This is a genomic window from Acidimicrobiales bacterium (assembly GCA_030747595.1).
Lineage (GTDB): Bacteria > Actinomycetota > Acidimicrobiia > Acidimicrobiales > MedAcidi-G1 > UBA9410.
The window spans coordinates 34,761-52,478 of sequence record JASLKK010000006.1 but is presented as its reverse complement, the minus strand read 5'-3'; the positions used below and the strand labels follow the sequence as shown (position 1 = coordinate 52,478).

Below are 17,718 nucleotides of genomic sequence, written 5' to 3'. Positions count from 1 at the left end.
CGTCCCACACCCCGACTACCGTTCCTCCCGATGACAACGCCTGCCGGAATCGACCATGACAACCTGGTGCGCTGGTTCGACGGGGAGGTCGGCGGGCTGGATGGCGGCTCGCTCACTTTCGAGCTCATCACCGGTGGCCGGTCCAACCTGACGTTCAAAGTCTCCGACGGTGTCGCGGCCGACGACGGAGGTCGCCACTGGGTATTGCGTCGTCCCCCGATGGGCCACGTGCTGGCCACCGCCCATGACATGGCCCGCGAACACCGGATTATCAGCTCGCTGGCCGAGAGCGGCGTACCCGTGCCCGGGATCGTCGGGTTGTGCACCGACAGTGAGGTGAACGGCGCCCCGTTCTACGTCATGGACTTCGTTCCCGGTGTGATCGTCCGCAACGTGGAGGAAGCCGAGAAGGTGCCCCTCGAAGTACGAACGCGGATGGGCGAGTCGCTGGTTGAGGTACTGGCCCGCCTCCACGACGTCGACTTGGACGCTGTCGGACTGGCCGACCTTGGACGGCACGAGGGCTATATCGACCGGCAACTGAAGCGCTGGCGAACCCAGTTCGAGGATGCGACCACCCGGGAAGTCCCCGGGGTATTGGAGACCCACGAGATCCTGGCGTCGCGGGTGCCGGCTCAGCAGGGCGCTGGCATCGTCCACGGCGACTACCGCCTCGACAACTGCATGATGTCCACCGACGGCGAGGTGGTCGCCGTGCTGGACTGGGAGTTGTGCACGCTCGGCGACGTGCTGGCCGACGTGGCGGGCATGATCGCGTATACCGACGACCGCACGACTGGCGGCACTCCTCCCCCGACCTCAATCGAGGGCTTTCCTGATGTCGACGGGATCCGCGAGGCCTACGCCAGACACTCCAGTCGCGACCTGACACATCTCGACTTCTACGTCGCTTTCGCCTACTGGCGTATTGCCTGCATCGTCGAGGGGGTTTACACCCGGTACGCAGCGGGCGTCATGGGTGACCAGGACGATCCCCGGCTGATCGCAGTGTTCGGTCAACGGGTCCTCGACGTCGCACAGGTCGCCCACGAGGCTGCATCCCGTCTCCCCCGGGTGCCCTGACGGTGGCCGACGAGGCGGTTTCGCCGCTGATCGAGGTCCTAGAGGCGCCGCTTTTGTCGGAGCCGGTGCTGGTGGTGGCAATGGACGGGTGGATCGACGCCTCCGGTGCGGCCCGTGTGGCCCGACAACACCTGCTGGACGGTGAGCCGGGTCGGCGGATCGCCCGCTTCGACACCGACCGGTTGCTGGACCACCGGGCACGGCGCCCCACCCTGCACCTCGTCGACGGGGTGAGTCGACGTCTGGAATGGCCAGCGCTCGAGGTTTTCCTGCTGGAGACCACGGCCGACCATGACGTACTGGTTCTGTACGGCCCTGAGCCTGATCACGAGTGGCGGGCCTTCTCGACCGCTGTGGTCGACCTGTGCCAGCAGCTCGGGGTGCGGCTGGTGGTGGGTCTCGGTGCCTACCCTGCGGCAGTCCCCCATACCCGACCCACCCGGCTGTCGTGCACTGCCGGAAGCCCCGAGTTGGCGGAACGCCTTGACTTCCTGACGGCCACCATTGAGGTTCCGGCCGGTGCACAGGCGGTCATCGAGATGGAGGCCGGGCGTGTGGGGATACCCGCTGTGGGGATCTGGGCTCAGGTTCCCCACTATCTCTCTGGCAGCACCTATCCGCCGGCTGCCCAGGCCTTGTTGGCTGGGGTGGCTGAACTGACCGGCATGGAGCTCGACGACGGGCCGTTGACCGAGTCGGCGTTGGCCGCCCGGACCCGCCTTGATGACCTGGTTGCCCGGAACCCCGAGCACGTCACCATGCTCGAGACTCTGGAGGCCGCCTACGACGACCTCCACGACATCCGGGGGCAGCTTCCCGACGGCGAGCAACTGGCCGCCGAGTTGGAGCGGTTCCTCCGCAACCACGACGACTGAGCGGTCGGGTCCGGCCAATTCTCAGCTAGTAGACCGCTCCAATCCGACCAGGAGCTCAGATGACGATGTTGACCAGCTTCGGGGGTCGGGCGATGACTTTCCGGGGCTCGGCGCCGGCCAGCGCGACGGCCACCTTTTCGCAGGCCAGGGCGGCGGCCACTGCGGTGTCCTCGTCGATGTCGGACGGTACGTCGACACGTTCTCGGACCTTGCCGTTGACCTGCACGATCATCGTGACGGTGTCGTCTACCAGTTTTTCCGGGTCAGCCTCGGGCCACGCCTCGACGTGCACGTGGCCACCGTTTCGCTGATCCCAGAGTTCGGCACAGAGATGTGGTGCAGCGGGTGCCATCACCAACAGCAGGGTGTCGATCGCTGCAGCCAATGTGTCGGTGTGGATCTCCTCGTCGGTCTGGACGTAGCGGTAGAGCGTGTTGGTGAACTCCATGAACCCGGCGACAGCCGTGTTGTACGACCACCGGTCGTACTCGTTGGTGATCCGGGCCACCAGACGGTGCGTGGCCCGATCGATCTCGGCATCGGCCTCGGTTGGATCGCCGTCACGAGCACCATTGGTCAGGTCAGAATCCGGCACGGCGAGACGCCACACGCGTTGCAGGAACTTGGCGCACCCGTCGATGCCGAAGTCCTCCCAGTCGACGTCTTCTTGTGGGGGCTTGACCTGCAGGTGTGCCAACCGCAGCGCATCTGCGCCCTGGTCGTCGAGGATGGCCTCGGGGGAAACGAGGTTGCCCTTGGACTTGGACATCTTGGAGCCGCCGAGGCGGATCATCCCCTGGGTGAAGAGCCGCTTGAACGGTTCTCGGAGCCCCTTGGGTGCCACCCCCAGGTCGGACAGAGCCTTGGTGAAGAAGCGGGCGTACATCAAGTGGAGAATGGCGTGCTCGACGCCGCCGATGTACTGGTCCACGGGCAACCACCGCTCGGCGGCCTCCACTGAGAACGGCGCCTCGTCGTTGGTCGGGTCGGTGAAGCGCAAGAAGTACCAGGAGGAATCCACGAACGTGTCCATCGTGTCGGTCTCTCGACGGGCCGGACCGTCACAAGACGGACAGGTGGCCGACAGGAATCCCTCGTGATACGTCAGCGGCGACTGACCAGTTGGCACGAACTCCACGTCGTCCGGAGCTTCGACCGGAAGTTGGTCCACGGGCAGGGGCTGCTCGCCACAGGTGTCGCAGTAGACGATCGGAATAGGGCAGCCCCAGAAACGCTGGCGGGACAGCAACCAGTCGCGGAGTCGGTAGTTGACCTTCCCGGAGCCGTAACCATGGTCCTCCAGCCAGGAGATGGCCGTGGCTTTGGCCTCGGCGACGCCCATACCGTCCAAGAACTCCGAGTTGATGGCAGGGCCCTCACCCACGTAGGCCTCGCCGTCGAAGTCGTCAGGGGGGCGAACGGTGCGCACGATCTCGCAACCGTGGGCGGTGGCGAAGTCCCAATCGCGCTGGTCCTGACCGGGGACGGCCATGATCGCCCCGGTGCCGTAGGTCATCAACACGTAGTCAGCGAGGAAGACCGGGATGGCCTGGCCCGTGAACGGGTTGACCACCCGGCCACCGGTCGCCACGCCCCGCTTGTCGAGTGCACCCTCGGTGGACTGGCGTTCGATGTCGCTACGACCGGCCACCGATGCCCGGAAAGCGTCGACGGCGGCCCGTCTGTCATCGGTGGTGAGCTCGTCGACCCGCGGATGTTCTGGGGAGATCACGGCGAACGTCATGCCGAACGAGGTATCGGGGCGGGTGGTGTAGACCGCGAGGGGTTCCACATCGGTGCGGGCTACCCCATCGCCGTCAGCAACGGGTAGGCCAAACTCGGCGCCCTCAGACCGACCGATCCAGTGGCGCTGCATGACTTTGACCTTCTCTGGCCAGTCCACAGTGTCGAGATCGTCGAGGAGCTCCTGGGCGTAGGTGGTGATCCGGTAGAACCACTGCTCCATGTCCCTACGTTCGACTAGGTCACCGGAGCGTTCGCAGGTCCCGTCGCCGAGGACCTGTTCGTTGGCCAGCACGGTCTGGCAACCGGGGCACCAGTTGACTGGCGCGGTATCTCGGTACACGAGGCCGGCCTCGTGGAACTTCAGGAAGATCCACTGCGTCCATCGGATGTAGGACGGGTCGTGACTGCGGACCATGCGCCGCCAGTCGTAGACGGCACCGATCCGTCGCAACGAGGCCGACAGTGCTTCGCCGTTGCGTTCGGTGTGCTCGCGGGGATGGGTCCCGGTCTTAATGGCCGCGTTCTCAGCTGGCAGGCCGAAAGAGTCAAAACCGATCGGCGACAACACACCGTCACCCCGCATGGTGCGGTACCGCACCAGTAGGTCACCCATCGTGTAGTTCCGGACGTGGCCCATGTGCGCCGGTCCGCTGGGGTACGGGTACATGGAGAGCACGTAGAACGGAGGGCGGGGGTCGTCGTTGTCGACCTCGTAGGTCCCCTCGTCGATCCAGTGCTGCCGCCAGCGCGTCTCAATACTCTGAGGGTTGTAGCGCTCGGACATCATCGTGAGGCTACCGAGGTGTCCGGTGGCCGCAGGTCTCCGGAATCGCCGACCAGGCGGGTCGCCTCCCCGAAGGCCGCTGGTAGATTGTCGGCTCCTCGGGGCTATAGCTCAGTTGGGAGAGCGCTTCCATGGCATGGAAGAGGTCGAGGGTTCAATTCCCTCTAGCTCCACGTGACGCCGCAGGTCAACGACCTGCGGTGCTCTCGTTTTCAGTACAAACGCTCTCTGGGAGCAACGCTGGGAGCAACGCACGAGCCCCTACCCCATCGTTAACTCGACCCTTTCCAAGGAAGAGGGGGTAGGAGACATTCGCCTGTCGCCACTGGCCCGGCAGGTAGCCCTAGCCGGTGAGACCCTTCTGGCAGGGCTGCTGATCGGCCCATAGCGTGGTCCTCGTGAAGGTCAACGGCTACACGATCGAACCGGGGGCGGACCTCATCGAGGCGAACCTCTCCGGGGCGAACCTCTCCGGGGCGAACCTCGAAGGGGCAGACCTCAGAACTGCGAACCTCACCAAGGCGGACCTGACCGGGGCGTTCCTCTGCGAGGCGGATCTCTACGGGGCGGACCTCACCGGGGTGGACCTCACCGGGGCGAACCTCGCCAGGGCGGACCTCACCGGGGCGGACCTCACCGGGGCGAGCCTCGCCGGCGCGAATCTCACCGCGGTGGACCTCATTGGGGCGGACCTCGGCGGCGCGGATCTCACCGGCACGGATCTAATCGGCGCGGATCTCACTAGGGCGAACCTCAGGCGGGCGGACCTCACCGGCGCGGATCTCACCAGCGCGGATCTCATCGGCGCGGATCTCACCGGGGCGAACCTCACCTCGGCAGAACTCCGAAGAGTGAGCTTTGCTGGAGTGACGCTTATTGGGGCGGACCTCGCCGGGGCGAACCTTCGTAGGGCGGACTTGGCTGGCATGGACCTCAGCGGGGCGGACCTCACTAGGGCAGACCTCAGCGGGGCGAACCTCACCTCAGCGAAGCTCCGAGGCGTGAGCTTTGTTGGAGTGACGCTTGTTGGGGTGGACCTCACCGGGGCGAACCTCAGCGGGACGGACCTCAGCGGGGCGGACCTCACTAGGGCAGACCTCAGCGGGGCGGACCTCGTTGAGGCGATGCTCGTCAGAACGAATCTGTACTGCTCGAATCTATTCAGAACGAGCCTGCATGGTGCTTATCTCGATGGGGCGAACCTCACTGGGGCAAACCTCGCCGAGTCATTTGCAGATTCACAGACGATATGGCCGGCTTGGTTCGACCCGCTAACCGCCGGAGTGATCATCGAGGACTAGGCCGTTCTGGCAGGGCTGCTGGTCGGCCCGTAGCGTGGCTGTCGCGTCGCTGAGGACAGATCTCCGCTGGCAGAGGGTTCGCGGCCAGCGAAGGCCCTCACGGTGTTGAGGTGCAGCTCGACGAGTTCGTCCATCGTGATCCCCCACGTGTAGCCCCCGGCCAGGACGAACGCCGCCGGCACGCCGTGACGTGCGCACCAGGCAGCCACCAGACGCTCCCGCTGGGCCAGCCCTTCGGCTGACACGGTTGGGTGCGGGTCCATGCCGGCGTTGTAGATGACGAGACCCGTGTCGTCTGGAATCAGCGCGAGGAAGCTGTGGACGTGCTCCAGATACTCGACGTCGGTTGGTCCGTGGAGAACGGTGAGTTCATCGTCACCGTCCGGGCTGTAGGAATCAAACGAGCTGGTGCTGAGATCGAGGTGCAGGATGCGTCCGTCGCCACCGATCAGCTCATTGGTGCCGCCGCCACAATGGGCATCGAGGTCGAGGATCACGACCGTGCCCGAGATGAGTTCGGTGGCACGCGTGGCGGCCATCGCGAGGCCGTTGACCGTGCAATAGCCCACGCCGCCCGCACACCTGGCGTGGTGAAGGCCCGACGACAGGCTGCCGCTGGACCCGCCGGTGGCCAGAGCCTCGTCCACTGCTGCCAACACGCCGGCCGTGGAGTTGACGGCCATAACCCAAATGCCCTCATCCCAGTTGAACCCCTGGCTCTCGGCCAGTTCGTGAGGCTCTCCGGTCCGGAGCGCCTCGACATAAGCCGAAGCGTGGGTCTCTTCGATCAGTTTCTCGGCCAGATCGACGAAGTCGATCGGGTCGACAACTTCGCAGCCAGGCACGCTGCCCTCATCCATCGCCGTGGCAATCGAGCCGCTCTTTCTCGTCGTGTCGAAGGCGTGGGCCGCAGCCGTGTACGCCTCGTTGTAGAACACCTTCATCTTGACTCTCCTATCTCGTCGCTATCTCTGGTGTCGTCGTTCTGGTCGATGGCGTCGTCGGGAGTTGCACCCAGTCCGATGGAGACCCCCTGCGTGATGCACCCGAGGATCTCCCTGATCAGCTTCTGACCCCTATCGGCGTCGATCTCGGCGTAATCCGCCCCGAAGACCTCGCAGATCGCCTCGGCGAACTGGTCGACCACGATCATCCCGATCCTGGCGTCGGGGGGGGGCGGTTGCTCCGCCCGCAGGTCCTCGAAACCCCAGGCAGTACCAGCGCGCCCGGCGGACCACTGGTCGACGAGGCGCATGACCCGCCTGTGGGCGTACTCGATGAGGATCTGCTGTTGTGGCAGGTCCCGGAACTCGGCGTCCCAGTCGATGTCGTCGGGATCCGGAAACCCCGGGTCGATCTGCTCGTAACCCATCAGGCGGCCACCTCGACGATCTGCTCGTCACCGGCTCGCCGGATCCGGCTGATGATCCAACGGACGTCGACGTCGTTGTCCCTGTGCCAGGCACGGACCCTCGACTCGGCATCGATGCGGAAGGCCTCTGCCCAGCCGTCGCGGTCGGCGAACCAACGGACCGCACTGTCCGCGTACAGGATCTTCGCTATCGGGCGGGCGTCGCGGATGGCGTGGAGCCCGTCCTCGATCCCGTAGCCGAGCTGTAGCAACGCTGCATAGGCCATCGACGGTGCCCTGTTGACGCCCATGTGGCAATGCACCACGACCTGAGCATCAGGATCCTCCAACGCCCTCGTGATGGCGGTGACGCCTTCGTCGAACCAGGAGAAGTCCTGGTTGCCGCCTGAATCGTGGGTACCAAGCCAGGTGTAGGTGATGTGGGGCGCGTGCTTGGCGACGTCATCGGCGTCGCAGGCCTCGCCGCGAAGGTCGACGATGTGGGTGATGCCGGCTACCACCCACTCGTCGAGCACCCGGTGGAATCCGTCAGGATCCGACTGCAGGTGCGGGAGGTCGCCACAGACGAACAGGCGGTCGGTCACCTCGCAAAGGCGCCGCCACCAATTGGCGGGTTGGATCTCAGTGGCCGGATTGTCGTTCATTGCTGCTCTCTCTCGTACTCGTACAACAGTTAATTCACCTACAACAATAATTAAGGGCTGTGACAGTGGCCCCTAGATGCCTGCAATCATGGGAATCTGGCACTGCCGAGACATTTCCGAGGGCGGTGCACGCCCCCTGGCCGCCCAGGGCCGCTCCCTCTAACTGCACGTGACACCGGAGGTCAGCGACCTCCGGTGTTTCTATTTTTGGGAGTCGACGTCGAAACTCAGTGCGGATATGCACCCCGGGTAGGTGGGCTGGTCTATGAGGACCTGATTCACAACCGTTTGCCGGAGGTGGTCGAGGAGGCCGTCAGCATCCAGCGCGACGGACTCGTCCCGTAGTTCTTCGGCTAGGAGGAGTCTGAGTTCTCCGAGGGTGCCGTCCACGCCGAGAAGGTTCCGCAGTCGAATCCACTCCAGATGCCGGTGTTCACCACCCCACTCCAGTTCACGGGTCACGATGTCCAGCGAATTGGCTGCCACACGGGCCAGGAACCCGGTCCGCCCGTCAATGGCCGGAACCACGTCGGACCGCAGGAACTCACGGACGCTGCCGACCAGCTCGTCAACCCGCGGCAGGTCGGGCCCGTGGTCACCACCTTCCCGGGCCACTTCGGTGACCGGGCCAGGGATGAGGAGGTTCACGCAGTCCACCTGGCATTCAGACGAGCGCCTTCCGATCGCCGCCCGCTCCACGCTGCGGTCCGGGCCGGTCCGGTACTGGTCTGCCATGCCCAGGCAGCCGATCGACCACCAGAAGGATCCGAAGACCTCCCAGAACCTGACGTGCTCCGGGTCGACGACACGACCCGACTCCTCCTCGTATCCGGCGAACAAATCCTCATAGGAACCAAAGCCGCCGACAGGTTGCTCCGGATAACCGAAGCGCCAACTGGAGGTGCAGAGCCATCCCAGGTCACGCATCGGGTCACCAATGTGGGCGATCTCCCAGTCCAAGACGGCACCCATGCCGGTCGGGTTGACCACAAGGTTGCCGTTGCGAAAGTCTCCGTGAACAAGGGCCAACTCCCCGTCGGGGGGTAGGTGGTCTAGGAGCCACCGGGCGGTGAAGTCGATCATCGGCTGGGCACTGCCGAACTCCTGGTAGCGCTTCCACGTCAACCTGACCGCGTCTTCCGGGCCAACCTCGCCCAGGACGTCGCGTAGCCCTGTGGAGTCCAGGTCAATGGAATGGATCCGCGCCAGTGCTCCTCCGCACTCACGGGCCAGCCCAGCCCTGGCCGCAACCAGATCCTCGGAGCGATTGATCCTGGCTCCGAGGCTCTCGCCGGCAATCCACTCCATCACGAACCCGTCTCCCAGGCCGTCCTCCGGGCGGAGGACCAGACAGACATCAGGGCCGGGCACCCCCGCCTGGCGGGCCAACACCATGAGGCGCGCCTCGACTACGAGGCCGGGCCCTCCGATCCCACGCCCTTCGGTCGGGCCAACGCTCCTGCGCAACGCCAGGCTGCGTTCACCGTCTGTCATCTCGACTCGGAGGCGGTAGGTCTCTTGGCTGGCACCCCCTGACAATCGCTCCACCGAGTAGAGGGCCACGAAGCCGTCCAGCCGCTGCAGGACCTCGCCCAAACAGTCCTGGAGTACCCCGACGTCGGTCATCGTGTCTCGCTCAGTCCCCGGCGACGCCCTTGGGGGCCTGCTGCTTCATGAAGCCGAACATGTAGCCGGCAATGCGGCGCATCTGGATCTCCTCGGCACCCTCTGTGATCCGGTAGCGCCGGTGGTGCCGGTAGATGTGTTCGAACGGCCGGTGGCGTGAGTAGCCAAGCCCGCCGTGGACCTGCATAGCCCGGTCCGCCGCCTCGCAGCACAACCGGTTGGCCCGGTAGTTGCACATCGAAACCCTGTCCGAGACCGAGAACGCCCCGTAGGCGTCCATCTGCCACGCGGTCTTCTGCACCAGCGCCCTGAGCATCTCGCACTCCGTCTGAAGTTCCACCAGGGGAAACTGGATCCCCTGGTTGATCGAGAGCGGCTTGCCGAACGGCCTGCGCTCTCCTGCGTAATGCACCGACTCGTTGATGCAGTACTGGGCGGCGCCGAGGCTGGAGGCCGCCTGTCGGATCCGGTTCTCGTTGAAGAAATGTTGGGCGATCTGCAACCCCCGCCCTTCCTCGCCGAGGATGGCTCCGTGAGGTACGTGTACGCCAGTCAACGAGACGCGGCCATGGTCGGTTGGCATGTTGAAGGTCCAGAGGTACTCCTCGATCTTCAGGCCATCTGCGTCCATGGGGGTCAAGAAGGCTGTGATGCCGTGGCCGTCGCCGGGTTCACCCGAGGTTCTGGCCAGTACCAGGTCGCTGTGCGCCCGATGGATGCCGGAGTTCCACGTCTTTTCCCCGTTGAGTACCCACCCGTCACCGTCGCGCACGGCATTGGTCTCCATGTGGGTTGCGTCCGATCCGTGGTCCGGTTCGGTGATGCCGAAGGCGAATCCTCGGGTCCCGGCCAGCAGGTGGGGCACCCATTCGGCCTTTTGTTCCTCGCTCCCGTATTCCAGCATCAGGAGGAGGCCCACGTTGTTGCCGACGATCGAGTGTTCGTTCTGGAGGTCGTTGTGCAGGCCAAGTCCCCTGGTGGCGAGGTGTTCCCTGATGACGGCCATGCCCAGGTTCGTACCGTCACGGCCACCCATCTCAGCCGAGAGCGGGTAGCGGTAGTGGCCTGCCTCGTCGGCCCTACGCCGGGCCTCGGACAGGAGGGCCTCCCACTCGCGGTTGGGGAGACCGTCACGGTCCCAGTCGGTACGCGCATCCTCACGGCGGTGATCGAAGAACCGAATGTTGTCGTCCTGTTCTTCGAGCGGCTTGATCTCGCGATCTATGAACTCGTCCAACTCGACCAGGTAGCCGGCGAGGTCATCGGGAATGTCATGGTTCATGGGCCCTCCTCGGGGGTGTGCCCACTCTGACCGATCAGAGATGGTCCCGCCACGCCGCGGCCTGAGTCCTCAGACCCCCGCCCGACCGCGGAAACGTCGGAGACGCAGTGAGTTGGTGACCACGAACACCGATGAGAACGCCATAGTGCCCGCTGCGATCATCGGGTCGAGCACGCCGACGGCTGCTAGTGGCACGGCCGCCACGTTGTAGGCGAAGGCCCAGAAGAGGTTCCCCCGGATGGTGTTCAGGGTGCGCCTCGATAGTCGGATGGCGTCGACGACCGCTCGGAGGTCGCCGGCCACGATCGTGAAGTCGGCCGCCTCCATGGCCACGTCGGTTCCCGTTCCCATGGCGATCCCGAGGTCGGCCCGGGCCAGCGCCGGGGCATCGTTGATGCCGTCGCCCACCATGGCCACCACATGGCCTTCTTCGCGGAGTCGGCGGATCTCAATGTCCTTGCCGTCGGGCAGTACACCGGCAACCACCCGGTCGATCCCCACCGCGGCGGCCACCGAGCGGGCGGTTCGTTCGTCGTCACCGGTCAGCAGTGTCACATCGAGGCCCAGGCGCCGGAATCCGGCGACCGCCTCGGCACTCGTTGGTCGTACCTCGTCGGCGACCACGAGCACAGCCCGGGCCTGGTCTTCCCACCCCACGACGACCGCCGTGTGGCCGGCGTCGGCCGCCTCGTCAACGGCCAGAGCCAGTTGGTCGGACAACCGGTTGAACAGGGCGGGCCGACCGACCGCCGCCTCGATGCCGTTGACCACGCCCCGAACGCCCATGCCGGGGAGGTTGGTGAAGTCACTAACCGGTAGTTGTCGATCAGCGGCGTCGACAATGGCTGTCGCGACCGGGTGTTCGGAAAGCTCTTCAAGCGAGGCGGCGATCCGTAGTGCCGAGCCGGTGTCCACGCCAGCGGCCGGGACCACTTTTTGCATCGTCATGTGGCCGGCGGTGACGGTGCCTGTCTTGTCGAGCACCACGTGGTCGACCCTTCGGGCCGACTCGAGTACCTCTCCGCCGCGGATGAGGACTCCAAGTTGGGCGCCCCGACCGGTGCCCACCATCACCGCCGTCGGTGTGGCCAGACCCAGCGCACATGGGCAGGCGATGATCAGCACGGCTACTGCGGCGGTGAAGGCATCGGCCGTGGGTTGACCGGTGACCAGCCAGGCCAGAAGGGTCGCGACCGAGACGCCGAGGACCACCGGCACGAAGATCGCCGAGATCCGGTCGACCAGGCGTTGCACCGGGGCGGTGTCGGCCTGGGCCTCGTCGACGAGTCGCATGATGCGGGCCAGGGTGGTGTCGGCGCCCACGCGGATGGCCTCGATGACCAGAGCCCCGTTGGCGTTGACGGTCGCGCCCGTCACCGTGTCACCCACTCCCACCGCTACCGGGAGGGGTTCACCGGTCAACATCGACTCGTTGACGTTCGAAGAACCCTCGAGGATCCGGCCATCGACCGGGACCTTCTCGCCGGGACGCACCAGTAGTCGCATGCCGACCTCAACATCGACAATAGGGATCGTGGGCCCATTGGCCAGCGTGGCGTCACGGACCGACAGTCCGGCCAGGGATCGGATGGCTTCGCCAGATCGTTGGCGAGCCCGCTGTTCCAACCAACGACCCATCAGAACAAGGGTCACGATCACCGCGGCGGTCTCGAAGTAGACGTGACCCCGGCCGGCCACGAGTGCCACCACCGACCACGCCCAGGCCGCTGCGGTACCCATCGACACCAGGGTGTCCATCGATGTCGCCCGATGTACGAGATTCCGGATCGCTACCCGGTGGAATGGCCACCCGCAGCCCCATACGACGGGCGTGGACAGGATCCCGACAACCCACTCCCACCCGCCAAACCGCAGGCCGTGGACCATGGAGATCAACGCCACCGGCACGGTGAGCAACCCGGCGACCACCAGTCGCACCGACGATCCGTCCAACTGTCGACCGTCGCCCCCGCCACCGTCCGACCCGACCTCCGATGGCCCATCGACCGGTCGCCCCTCACCCATCGACCCTTCGGCCGCCTGGAGGACAATCCGGTAACCCAGCGACTCAACGGCAGCCTCCAATGTCGCCGGATCGACGACCGCCGGATCGAAGCAGACCTTGGCCCGCTCGGTGGCCAGGTTCACGGTCGCCGTCTCCACGCCATCGACGTCAGACAGGCCCCGGCTGACTCGGGCGGCGCAAGCACCGCACGTCATGCCGCCGATTGGAAGTTCCACGGTCTTGTTCACGGTGTTTGCAATATACCCCCTACCCCTATCCCCTGCCTTCTATGCTGTGCTCCATGGCACACGGCTACGCACCCACCAAGGACGACGTCCTCGTCCGTCTCCGCCGCATCGAGGGTCAGGTCCGTGGCCTACAACGCCTGGTCGACGAGGAGACCTACTGCATCGACGTCCTGACCCAGATTTCTTCGGTCACCAAGGCCCTGCAGGGTGTCGGCGTGGGACTGCTCGACGACCACATCAGCCACTGCGTCCGCGAGGCCGTCCAGCAGGGCGACGAGGCGGGCGACGAGAAGATCGAGGAAGTGGTGACGGCCATCCGCCGTCTCCTTCGCACATGACCGCCCTCGATCGAGATACAGCCCACCCCGGGTACTGGCCGTCGGCTTGGCCGGTGGAGTGCGGCGGCAACCGTCGCCAGAAGTCCGCTACCGGTCGACTCGATGCGGCGACGCGCACCGCCTCAGTCACCACGGTCCGTAACGGGCGATGGAACGTCATGGCCATCGAACGCGATCCAGGCCAGTGGTACGTCGGCGGGACAATGGCCGCCTTCACAGGGCCTCCTCCGTTTGGTTGGGTGCAACGCATAGACCCCGACACGCTCGCACCACTAGCCACCTCACCCGAGCTGCCGTGCGGCGAGCACGTGTGGTGCGGGGCGATCCTGGCCCACGCCGACGGCTCGATCCTCTCAGTCAACGGCTCGTTCCTCCACCGCCTCGACCCCGACGACCTGTCGGTACTGGCCGAGCGCCAGCTTCCTGTCGACCGCAGCCACAACGGCCTACTGGCCTTGGCCGACGGCACGCTCATCACCAAGGACCTCCGCCTCGAGGGCCAGGGCGGCACCACGATCACCCGGCTGGCCCCTGGGACACTCGAACTGGTGGGCGAGCCGCTCGTCCTGCCCGAAGGATCCATGGGCCGAATCGCCGGTGATCTGGGCGACGGCGGCGCCGAGCACGTGTACGTCCCGGGCACCGAGCACCTCTGGCGCCTCGTAGTCGACGACGACCGCCTACTTGTCGACGACTGGCGCCCCCGCTACCGGACAACCTGGACTGCCGGTGTCCCAGGTGGTCAGCACGGCCTGGCCTGGGACGCCTGCCTGTCCGACGGTGCCTGCTGGGTGATGGACTGCGGTGACATCGACTCGGTGCGGGCCATCCACACAACCGAACCCAACGGACGGTGGGATCAGCCGCCCGACCTGTCGTGGCGACGTCCGGCCCCGTGGCCCGGCCCGCAGCGCCTGCTGCGCATCGATCTCGACGACCCAACCGACGTTCGCGAGGTGGCCCCCTTCGGCACCCCCGGCGGCGGAATCATCGCTCCGCCCGTCCACGTGCCCAACCCGTTGGCCGACGGAACAGGAATAGCCGTGGCGTGGGACTCGGTCAACGGCGGGCTGGCAGGCATCGACGATGCCACCATGGAGCCGCTCTGGCATCTCGAGGTCCGTCCCAGTATGCAGCCCGTGGTCTTTCCCGAGTCAGGAGAGATGGTCATCAACGACTTCACCGATGAAGGAAGCGACGACCTGATCGTGGTCGACGTAGCTACCGGCAACATCCTGGACCGGGTCTCCACCGGATCGAGGATCGCCAATGGCATGTTCCTGTCGGCAGGCGGCCAGCAGGACGTCTGGTACTGCACCACCCTCACCCTCACCCACGTCACCTGGTCCTGACTGGCCGGCTCGACGGCTGGTCACCCCGAAAGCCGTGGCTAAACTGCCTGCACGGTCGGGAGACCGAAGTCCGGTGTGAATCCGGCGCTGTCCCGCAGCGGTAATGAACCACTCTCCAGCCAGGAACTGTGGTTACGAGTCCGAACCAGCTCCCGTTCGTACGAACCAGAAACCCTCGAGGCCAGGGAACCGGTTCGGACGGCAGCAACATGCCGATCGAGCGGAGACTCCTCGACGACAGGAGTACCTCCAATGATCCGCCGAACCCTCCGCCTGCCGGTAGCCGCACTTGTGGCCATGCTGATGGCATCCGCCTGCGGTGGCGTCGGCTCCTCGATCGCCATGTCCGGGTCGCCCGGCGTCGATCATGACTCAGCGGAGCACGACGGGCCCAAACGCATCGTGTCAATTTCGACGGTGGCTACCGAAATGTTGTTCGCCATCGGTGCCGGCCACCGTGTCGTGGCCGTCGACTCCATGTCCAACTTCCCCAGCGACGCACCGGTCACCGATCTCAGCGGCTTCGAGCCGAACGTCGAGGCCATTCTCGGCTTTGCGCCCGACCTAGTGGTCCTCTCCTACGACCCGGGCGACGTCGTAGCCGGCCTCGACGCCGTCGGCGTAGCGACCCTTCTCCTGGGGGCAGCCCAGACCATTGCCGACACCTATTCCCAGATCGAGGCACTTGCAGCAGCAACCGGCGATGAGGATGCCGCAGCCACCCTGGTCGCCGAGATGAAAGCTGAGATGGCGGCACTCACCGATTCCGTCCAGTCCCTCGAGCAACCGCTGAGCTACTACCACGAGCTGGACAACACCCTCTACACCGTCACTTCGACGACCTTCATTGGCGAGGTGTACGCCCTCGCCGGACTGGTAAACGTCGCCGATCCGGCTGATCCTGACGGCTCCGCTTGGGGCTACCCGCAAGTCTCTGCCGAATACCTCCTCAACGCCGATCCGGACATCATCTTCCTGGCCGACACGAAGTGCTGCGCACAGGATGTCGCAGCGGTCGCCGCCCGCCCCGGCTGGGCCAACCTCACCGCCGTGTCCCGTGGGCGGGTCGTGGAACTCGACGACGACGTGGCGTCTCGATGGGGGCCCCGGATCGTGGAGTTCCTGCGCTCCATCGTCGAGGCCGTCAACGCCATCGACTGATTGCTACGTGACCAAGTCGATGAGCGCTAGCCAGATACCCAAACGTTCGGACTCCCGCCTGGGAGCCGCATGGCTCCTTGCCGGGGTAGGTGCCGTCCTGGTGGCCGGCGTGGTGGGGGTAGCCACCGGGCCGGTCTCCATTCCCCTCGGGAAGGTGGTCAGGGAACTCCTCGACCGCCTGCCACTCATTGCAGTGGACTCGTCGTTGTCGGCGACCGAACAGGCCATCGTCTGGGATATCCGGGCCCCTCGGGTGGTGCTCGGGCTTCTCGTCGGCGCCCTTTTGGCCGGTTCGGGCGCCGCCTATCAGGGAGTGTTCCGAAATCCGCTGGCCGACCCCTACCTGCTCGGGATCGCCGCTGGTGCCGGTCTGGGAGCCACCATCGCGATCGTCACCGAACTCCGGGACGTGTTCGGCTTCATCGACCCGGTGCCGTTCGCCGCGTTCGCCGGCGCCCTGGTGGCTGTGACAGCAGCCGGGACGCTCAGTGTGCGGCGGGGTCGGATCGGTTCGCCGGCCACCCTCATCCTCGCCGGGGTGGCGGTGGCCAACTTCTTCACCGCGATCCAAACCTTCGTCCAGCAGCAGAACTCCGCGACTCTCCAGCAGGTGTTCGCCTGGATACTCGGACGACTCTCGACGGCCGGGTGGGGGGAGGTACGCCTACTTCTCCCCTACGCGGTGCTTTGTTCAATGGGGATGCTGCTGTCGGTCGGAGCCCTGGACATCCTGGCCGTTGGCGACGAGGAGGCTTCCACCCTCGGGCTCAACCCGAGAGCCACACGACGTGTCGTCCTAGTCGTGGCGTCGCTGGCCGCCGCAGCGGCTGTCGCCGTCAGCGGTCTCATCGGATTCGTCGGCCTCGTCGTTCCCCATGTTGTTCGCATGGTGGCCGGGGCCAGCCACCGACGCGTGCTACCTCTCTCCCTGCTGTTTGGTGGGGCTTTCCTGGCGCTGGCTGACGTGGCCGCCCGAACTGTCCAGGCGCCGGCCGAGTTGCCCATAGGGGTGATTACGGCCTTCATCGGTGCGCCGTTCTTTCTCCTCATCCTCCGAAGGCAGTTGACGTCGTGACCTCGCCAACCGGCCCTGGGGCACCACTCGACATCCGCTGGTCCGACGTCTCGGTCGACCTCGGTGGACGCCAGGTCGTGGACAATCTGGACCTCCTGGTCGAAGGCGGGTCGTGGACGACGATCATCGGGCCGAACGGCGCCGGGAAGACCACCCTCCTCCGGGCACTCGCTGGAACGGTCCCCCACCGAGGCACCATCACCATCGGTCCCGACGACGGCGTCGGCCTTGGAAGGCGGGAGCGGGCGCGACGACTAGCCGTCGTGCCGCAACACCCGGTCATTCCCCCGGGGCTCGACGTATTCGACTACGCCCTGCTGGGACGCTCTCCCCATCAGGGCGTGCGTTTCGCCACATCGGAAGATGATCGACGGCGAACCTCAGCGGTACTGGAACGCCTGGGCCTGAACGACTTCGCTCACCGGTTTGTGGATTCGCTCTCCGGTGGCGAACGTCAGCGGGTGGTAGTGGCCCGGGCACTCGTACAGGACGCTCCGGTGCTGGTTCTAGATGAGCCCACGTCATTTCTAGACCTCGGACACCAGATGGGTGTCCTCGAGTTGATCGCCGAACTCCGCGTCGAGCGGTCCCTCACCGTGGTGTGCGCCCTCCACGACCTCACGGTGGTGGGGCAGTTCGCTGATCGCATCGCCGTGCTCGACGACGGCCACCTCGCCGAGCACGGCACCCCAGGAGAGGTGCTGACGCCCTCGGTGATATCGCGCTACTGGGGAGTCGACGTACGGACCGAGATCCACGACGACGCCTCAGTCAGCGTCTCCGTCCGCCGGCGCGGGCGATAGCCGGGGCGCCGTGCTTCAGGTAC

General features: G+C 65.8%; 15 protein-coding genes and 1 tRNA gene. 9 read left to right on the top strand and 7 right to left on the bottom strand.

The genetic code is table 11. The annotated features are described in order from the left end of the window. Positions 1-30 precede the first annotated feature (30 nt). The gene (locus QF777_06245; GenBank protein ID MDP6911150.1) at positions 31-1,083 is read left to right on the top strand and encodes a phosphotransferase family protein; all 1,053 of its coding nucleotides are present in this window, start codon (positions 31-33) and stop codon (positions 1,081-1,083) included. A 2-nt stretch (positions 1,084-1,085) separates the two neighbouring features. Beyond that, a complete protein-coding gene (locus QF777_06240; GenBank protein MDP6911149.1) occupies positions 1,086-1,958 on the top strand; it encodes a PAC2 family protein in 873 nt (290 codons plus the stop codon). Positions 1,959-2,013: 55 nt separating this feature from the next. On the opposite strand, the gene leuS is transcribed toward QF777_06240, so the two are convergent. Further along, the gene (gene leuS / locus QF777_06235) at positions 2,014-4,488 is read right to left on the bottom strand and encodes a leucine--tRNA ligase (GenBank protein MDP6911148.1); all 2,475 of its coding nucleotides are present in this window, start codon (positions 4,486-4,488) and stop codon (positions 2,014-2,016) included. 100 nt (positions 4,489-4,588) lie between these two features. Between leuS and QF777_06230 the strand changes: the two genes are divergently transcribed. Both QF777_06230 and QF777_06225 read left to right on the top strand, forming a co-directional pair. Beyond that, a tRNA-Ala gene (locus QF777_06230) sits at positions 4,589-4,661 on the top strand. 225 nt (positions 4,662-4,886) lie between these two features. Continuing rightward, positions 4,887-5,789 carry a pentapeptide repeat-containing protein gene (locus QF777_06225; GenBank protein ID MDP6911147.1) on the top strand — a complete coding sequence of 301 codons (903 nt, stop codon included), beginning with the start codon at positions 4,887-4,889 and terminating at the stop codon, positions 5,787-5,789. On the opposite strand, the gene QF777_06220 is transcribed toward QF777_06225, so the two are convergent. From QF777_06220 to QF777_06195, 6 genes are all read right to left on the bottom strand, one after another. Then, positions 5,786-6,733, bottom strand: coding sequence for a hypothetical protein (locus tag QF777_06220; protein ID MDP6911146.1), 948 nt, complete (start codon positions 6,731-6,733; stop codon positions 5,786-5,788). The two genes, QF777_06225 and QF777_06220, sit on opposite strands and share 4 nt — an antisense overlap. Further along, entirely contained in the window at positions 6,730-7,161 is a 432-nt protein-coding gene (locus QF777_06215; protein ID MDP6911145.1) for a hypothetical protein, read from the bottom strand. Before QF777_06215 ends, QF777_06220 begins: the two co-directional genes overlap by 4 nt. After that, a complete protein-coding gene (locus QF777_06210; GenBank protein ID MDP6911144.1) occupies positions 7,161-7,805 on the bottom strand; it encodes a dual specificity protein phosphatase in 645 nt (214 codons plus the stop codon). Before QF777_06210 ends, QF777_06215 begins: the two co-directional genes overlap by 1 nt. Before the next feature lie 201 nt (positions 7,806-8,006). Further along, positions 8,007-9,431 (bottom strand): phosphotransferase family protein, encoded by a 1,425-nt coding sequence (locus tag QF777_06205; protein ID MDP6911143.1) that lies wholly within the window; start codon positions 9,429-9,431, stop codon positions 8,007-8,009. Positions 9,432-9,441: 10 nt separating this feature from the next. Continuing rightward, positions 9,442-10,713, bottom strand: coding sequence for an acyl-CoA dehydrogenase family protein (locus tag QF777_06200; GenBank protein ID MDP6911142.1), 1,272 nt, complete (start codon positions 10,711-10,713; stop codon positions 9,442-9,444). A gap of 69 nt (positions 10,714-10,782) precedes the next feature. Then, positions 10,783-12,966: a heavy metal translocating P-type ATPase gene (locus tag QF777_06195; protein MDP6911141.1), complete on the bottom strand. Its 2,184-nt coding sequence runs from the start codon at positions 12,964-12,966 to the stop codon at positions 10,783-10,785. 53 nt (positions 12,967-13,019) lie between these two features. On the opposite strand from QF777_06195, the gene QF777_06190 reads away from it, so the two are divergent. The 5 genes from QF777_06190 to QF777_06170 all read left to right on the top strand — a co-directional run bounded on the left by QF777_06190 (position 13,020) and on the right by QF777_06170 (position 17,695). Further along, positions 13,020-13,304 (top strand): metal-sensitive transcriptional regulator, encoded by a 285-nt coding sequence (locus QF777_06190; GenBank protein ID MDP6911140.1) that lies wholly within the window; start codon positions 13,020-13,022, stop codon positions 13,302-13,304. Continuing rightward, positions 13,301-14,656, top strand: coding sequence for a hypothetical protein (locus tag QF777_06185; GenBank protein MDP6911139.1), 1,356 nt, complete (start codon positions 13,301-13,303; stop codon positions 14,654-14,656). Before QF777_06190 ends, QF777_06185 begins: the two co-directional genes overlap by 4 nt. 252 nt (positions 14,657-14,908) lie before the next feature. Then, on the top strand, positions 14,909-15,817 hold the full coding sequence (locus QF777_06180; GenBank protein ID MDP6911138.1) for an ABC transporter substrate-binding protein: 909 nt from the start codon (positions 14,909-14,911) through the stop codon (positions 15,815-15,817). A gap of 7 nt (positions 15,818-15,824) precedes the next feature. Continuing rightward, entirely contained in the window at positions 15,825-16,892 is a 1,068-nt protein-coding gene (locus tag QF777_06175) for an iron ABC transporter permease (protein ID MDP6911137.1), read from the top strand. Then, positions 16,889-17,695, top strand: a complete 807-nt coding sequence (locus QF777_06170; GenBank protein ID MDP6911136.1) for an ABC transporter ATP-binding protein — start codon at positions 16,889-16,891, stop codon at positions 17,693-17,695. Before QF777_06175 ends, QF777_06170 begins: the two co-directional genes overlap by 4 nt. Positions 17,696-17,718 lie beyond the last annotated feature (23 nt).

Bases quoted from the DNA above. Each gene is read 5' to 3' on its own strand.
- QF777_06190 (MDP6911140.1), top strand. From the start codon at position 13,020: ATGGCACACGGCTACGCACCCACCAAGGACGACGTCCTCGTCCGTCTC.
- QF777_06210 (MDP6911144.1), bottom strand. From the start codon at position 7,805: ATGAACGACAATCCGGCCACTGAGATCCAACCCGCCAATTGGTGGCGG.
- QF777_06180 (MDP6911138.1), top strand. From the start codon at position 14,909: ATGATCCGCCGAACCCTCCGCCTGCCGGTAGCCGCACTTGTGGCCATG.
- QF777_06215 (MDP6911145.1), bottom strand. From the start codon at position 7,161: ATGGGTTACGAGCAGATCGACCCGGGGTTTCCGGATCCCGACGACATC.
- QF777_06205 (MDP6911143.1), bottom strand. From the start codon at position 9,431: ATGACCGACGTCGGGGTACTCCAGGACTGTTTGGGCGAGGTCCTGCAG.
- QF777_06185 (MDP6911139.1), top strand. From the start codon at position 13,301: ATGACCGCCCTCGATCGAGATACAGCCCACCCCGGGTACTGGCCGTCG.
- QF777_06200 (MDP6911142.1), bottom strand. From the start codon at position 10,713: ATGAACCATGACATTCCCGATGACCTCGCCGGCTACCTGGTCGAGTTG.
- QF777_06220 (MDP6911146.1), bottom strand. From the start codon at position 6,733: ATGAAGGTGTTCTACAACGAGGCGTACACGGCTGCGGCCCACGCCTTC.
- leuS (MDP6911148.1), bottom strand. From the start codon at position 4,488: ATGTCCGAGCGCTACAACCCTCAGAGTATTGAGACGCGCTGGCGGCAG.
- QF777_06245 (MDP6911150.1), top strand. From the start codon at position 31: ATGACAACGCCTGCCGGAATCGACCATGACAACCTGGTGCGCTGGTTC.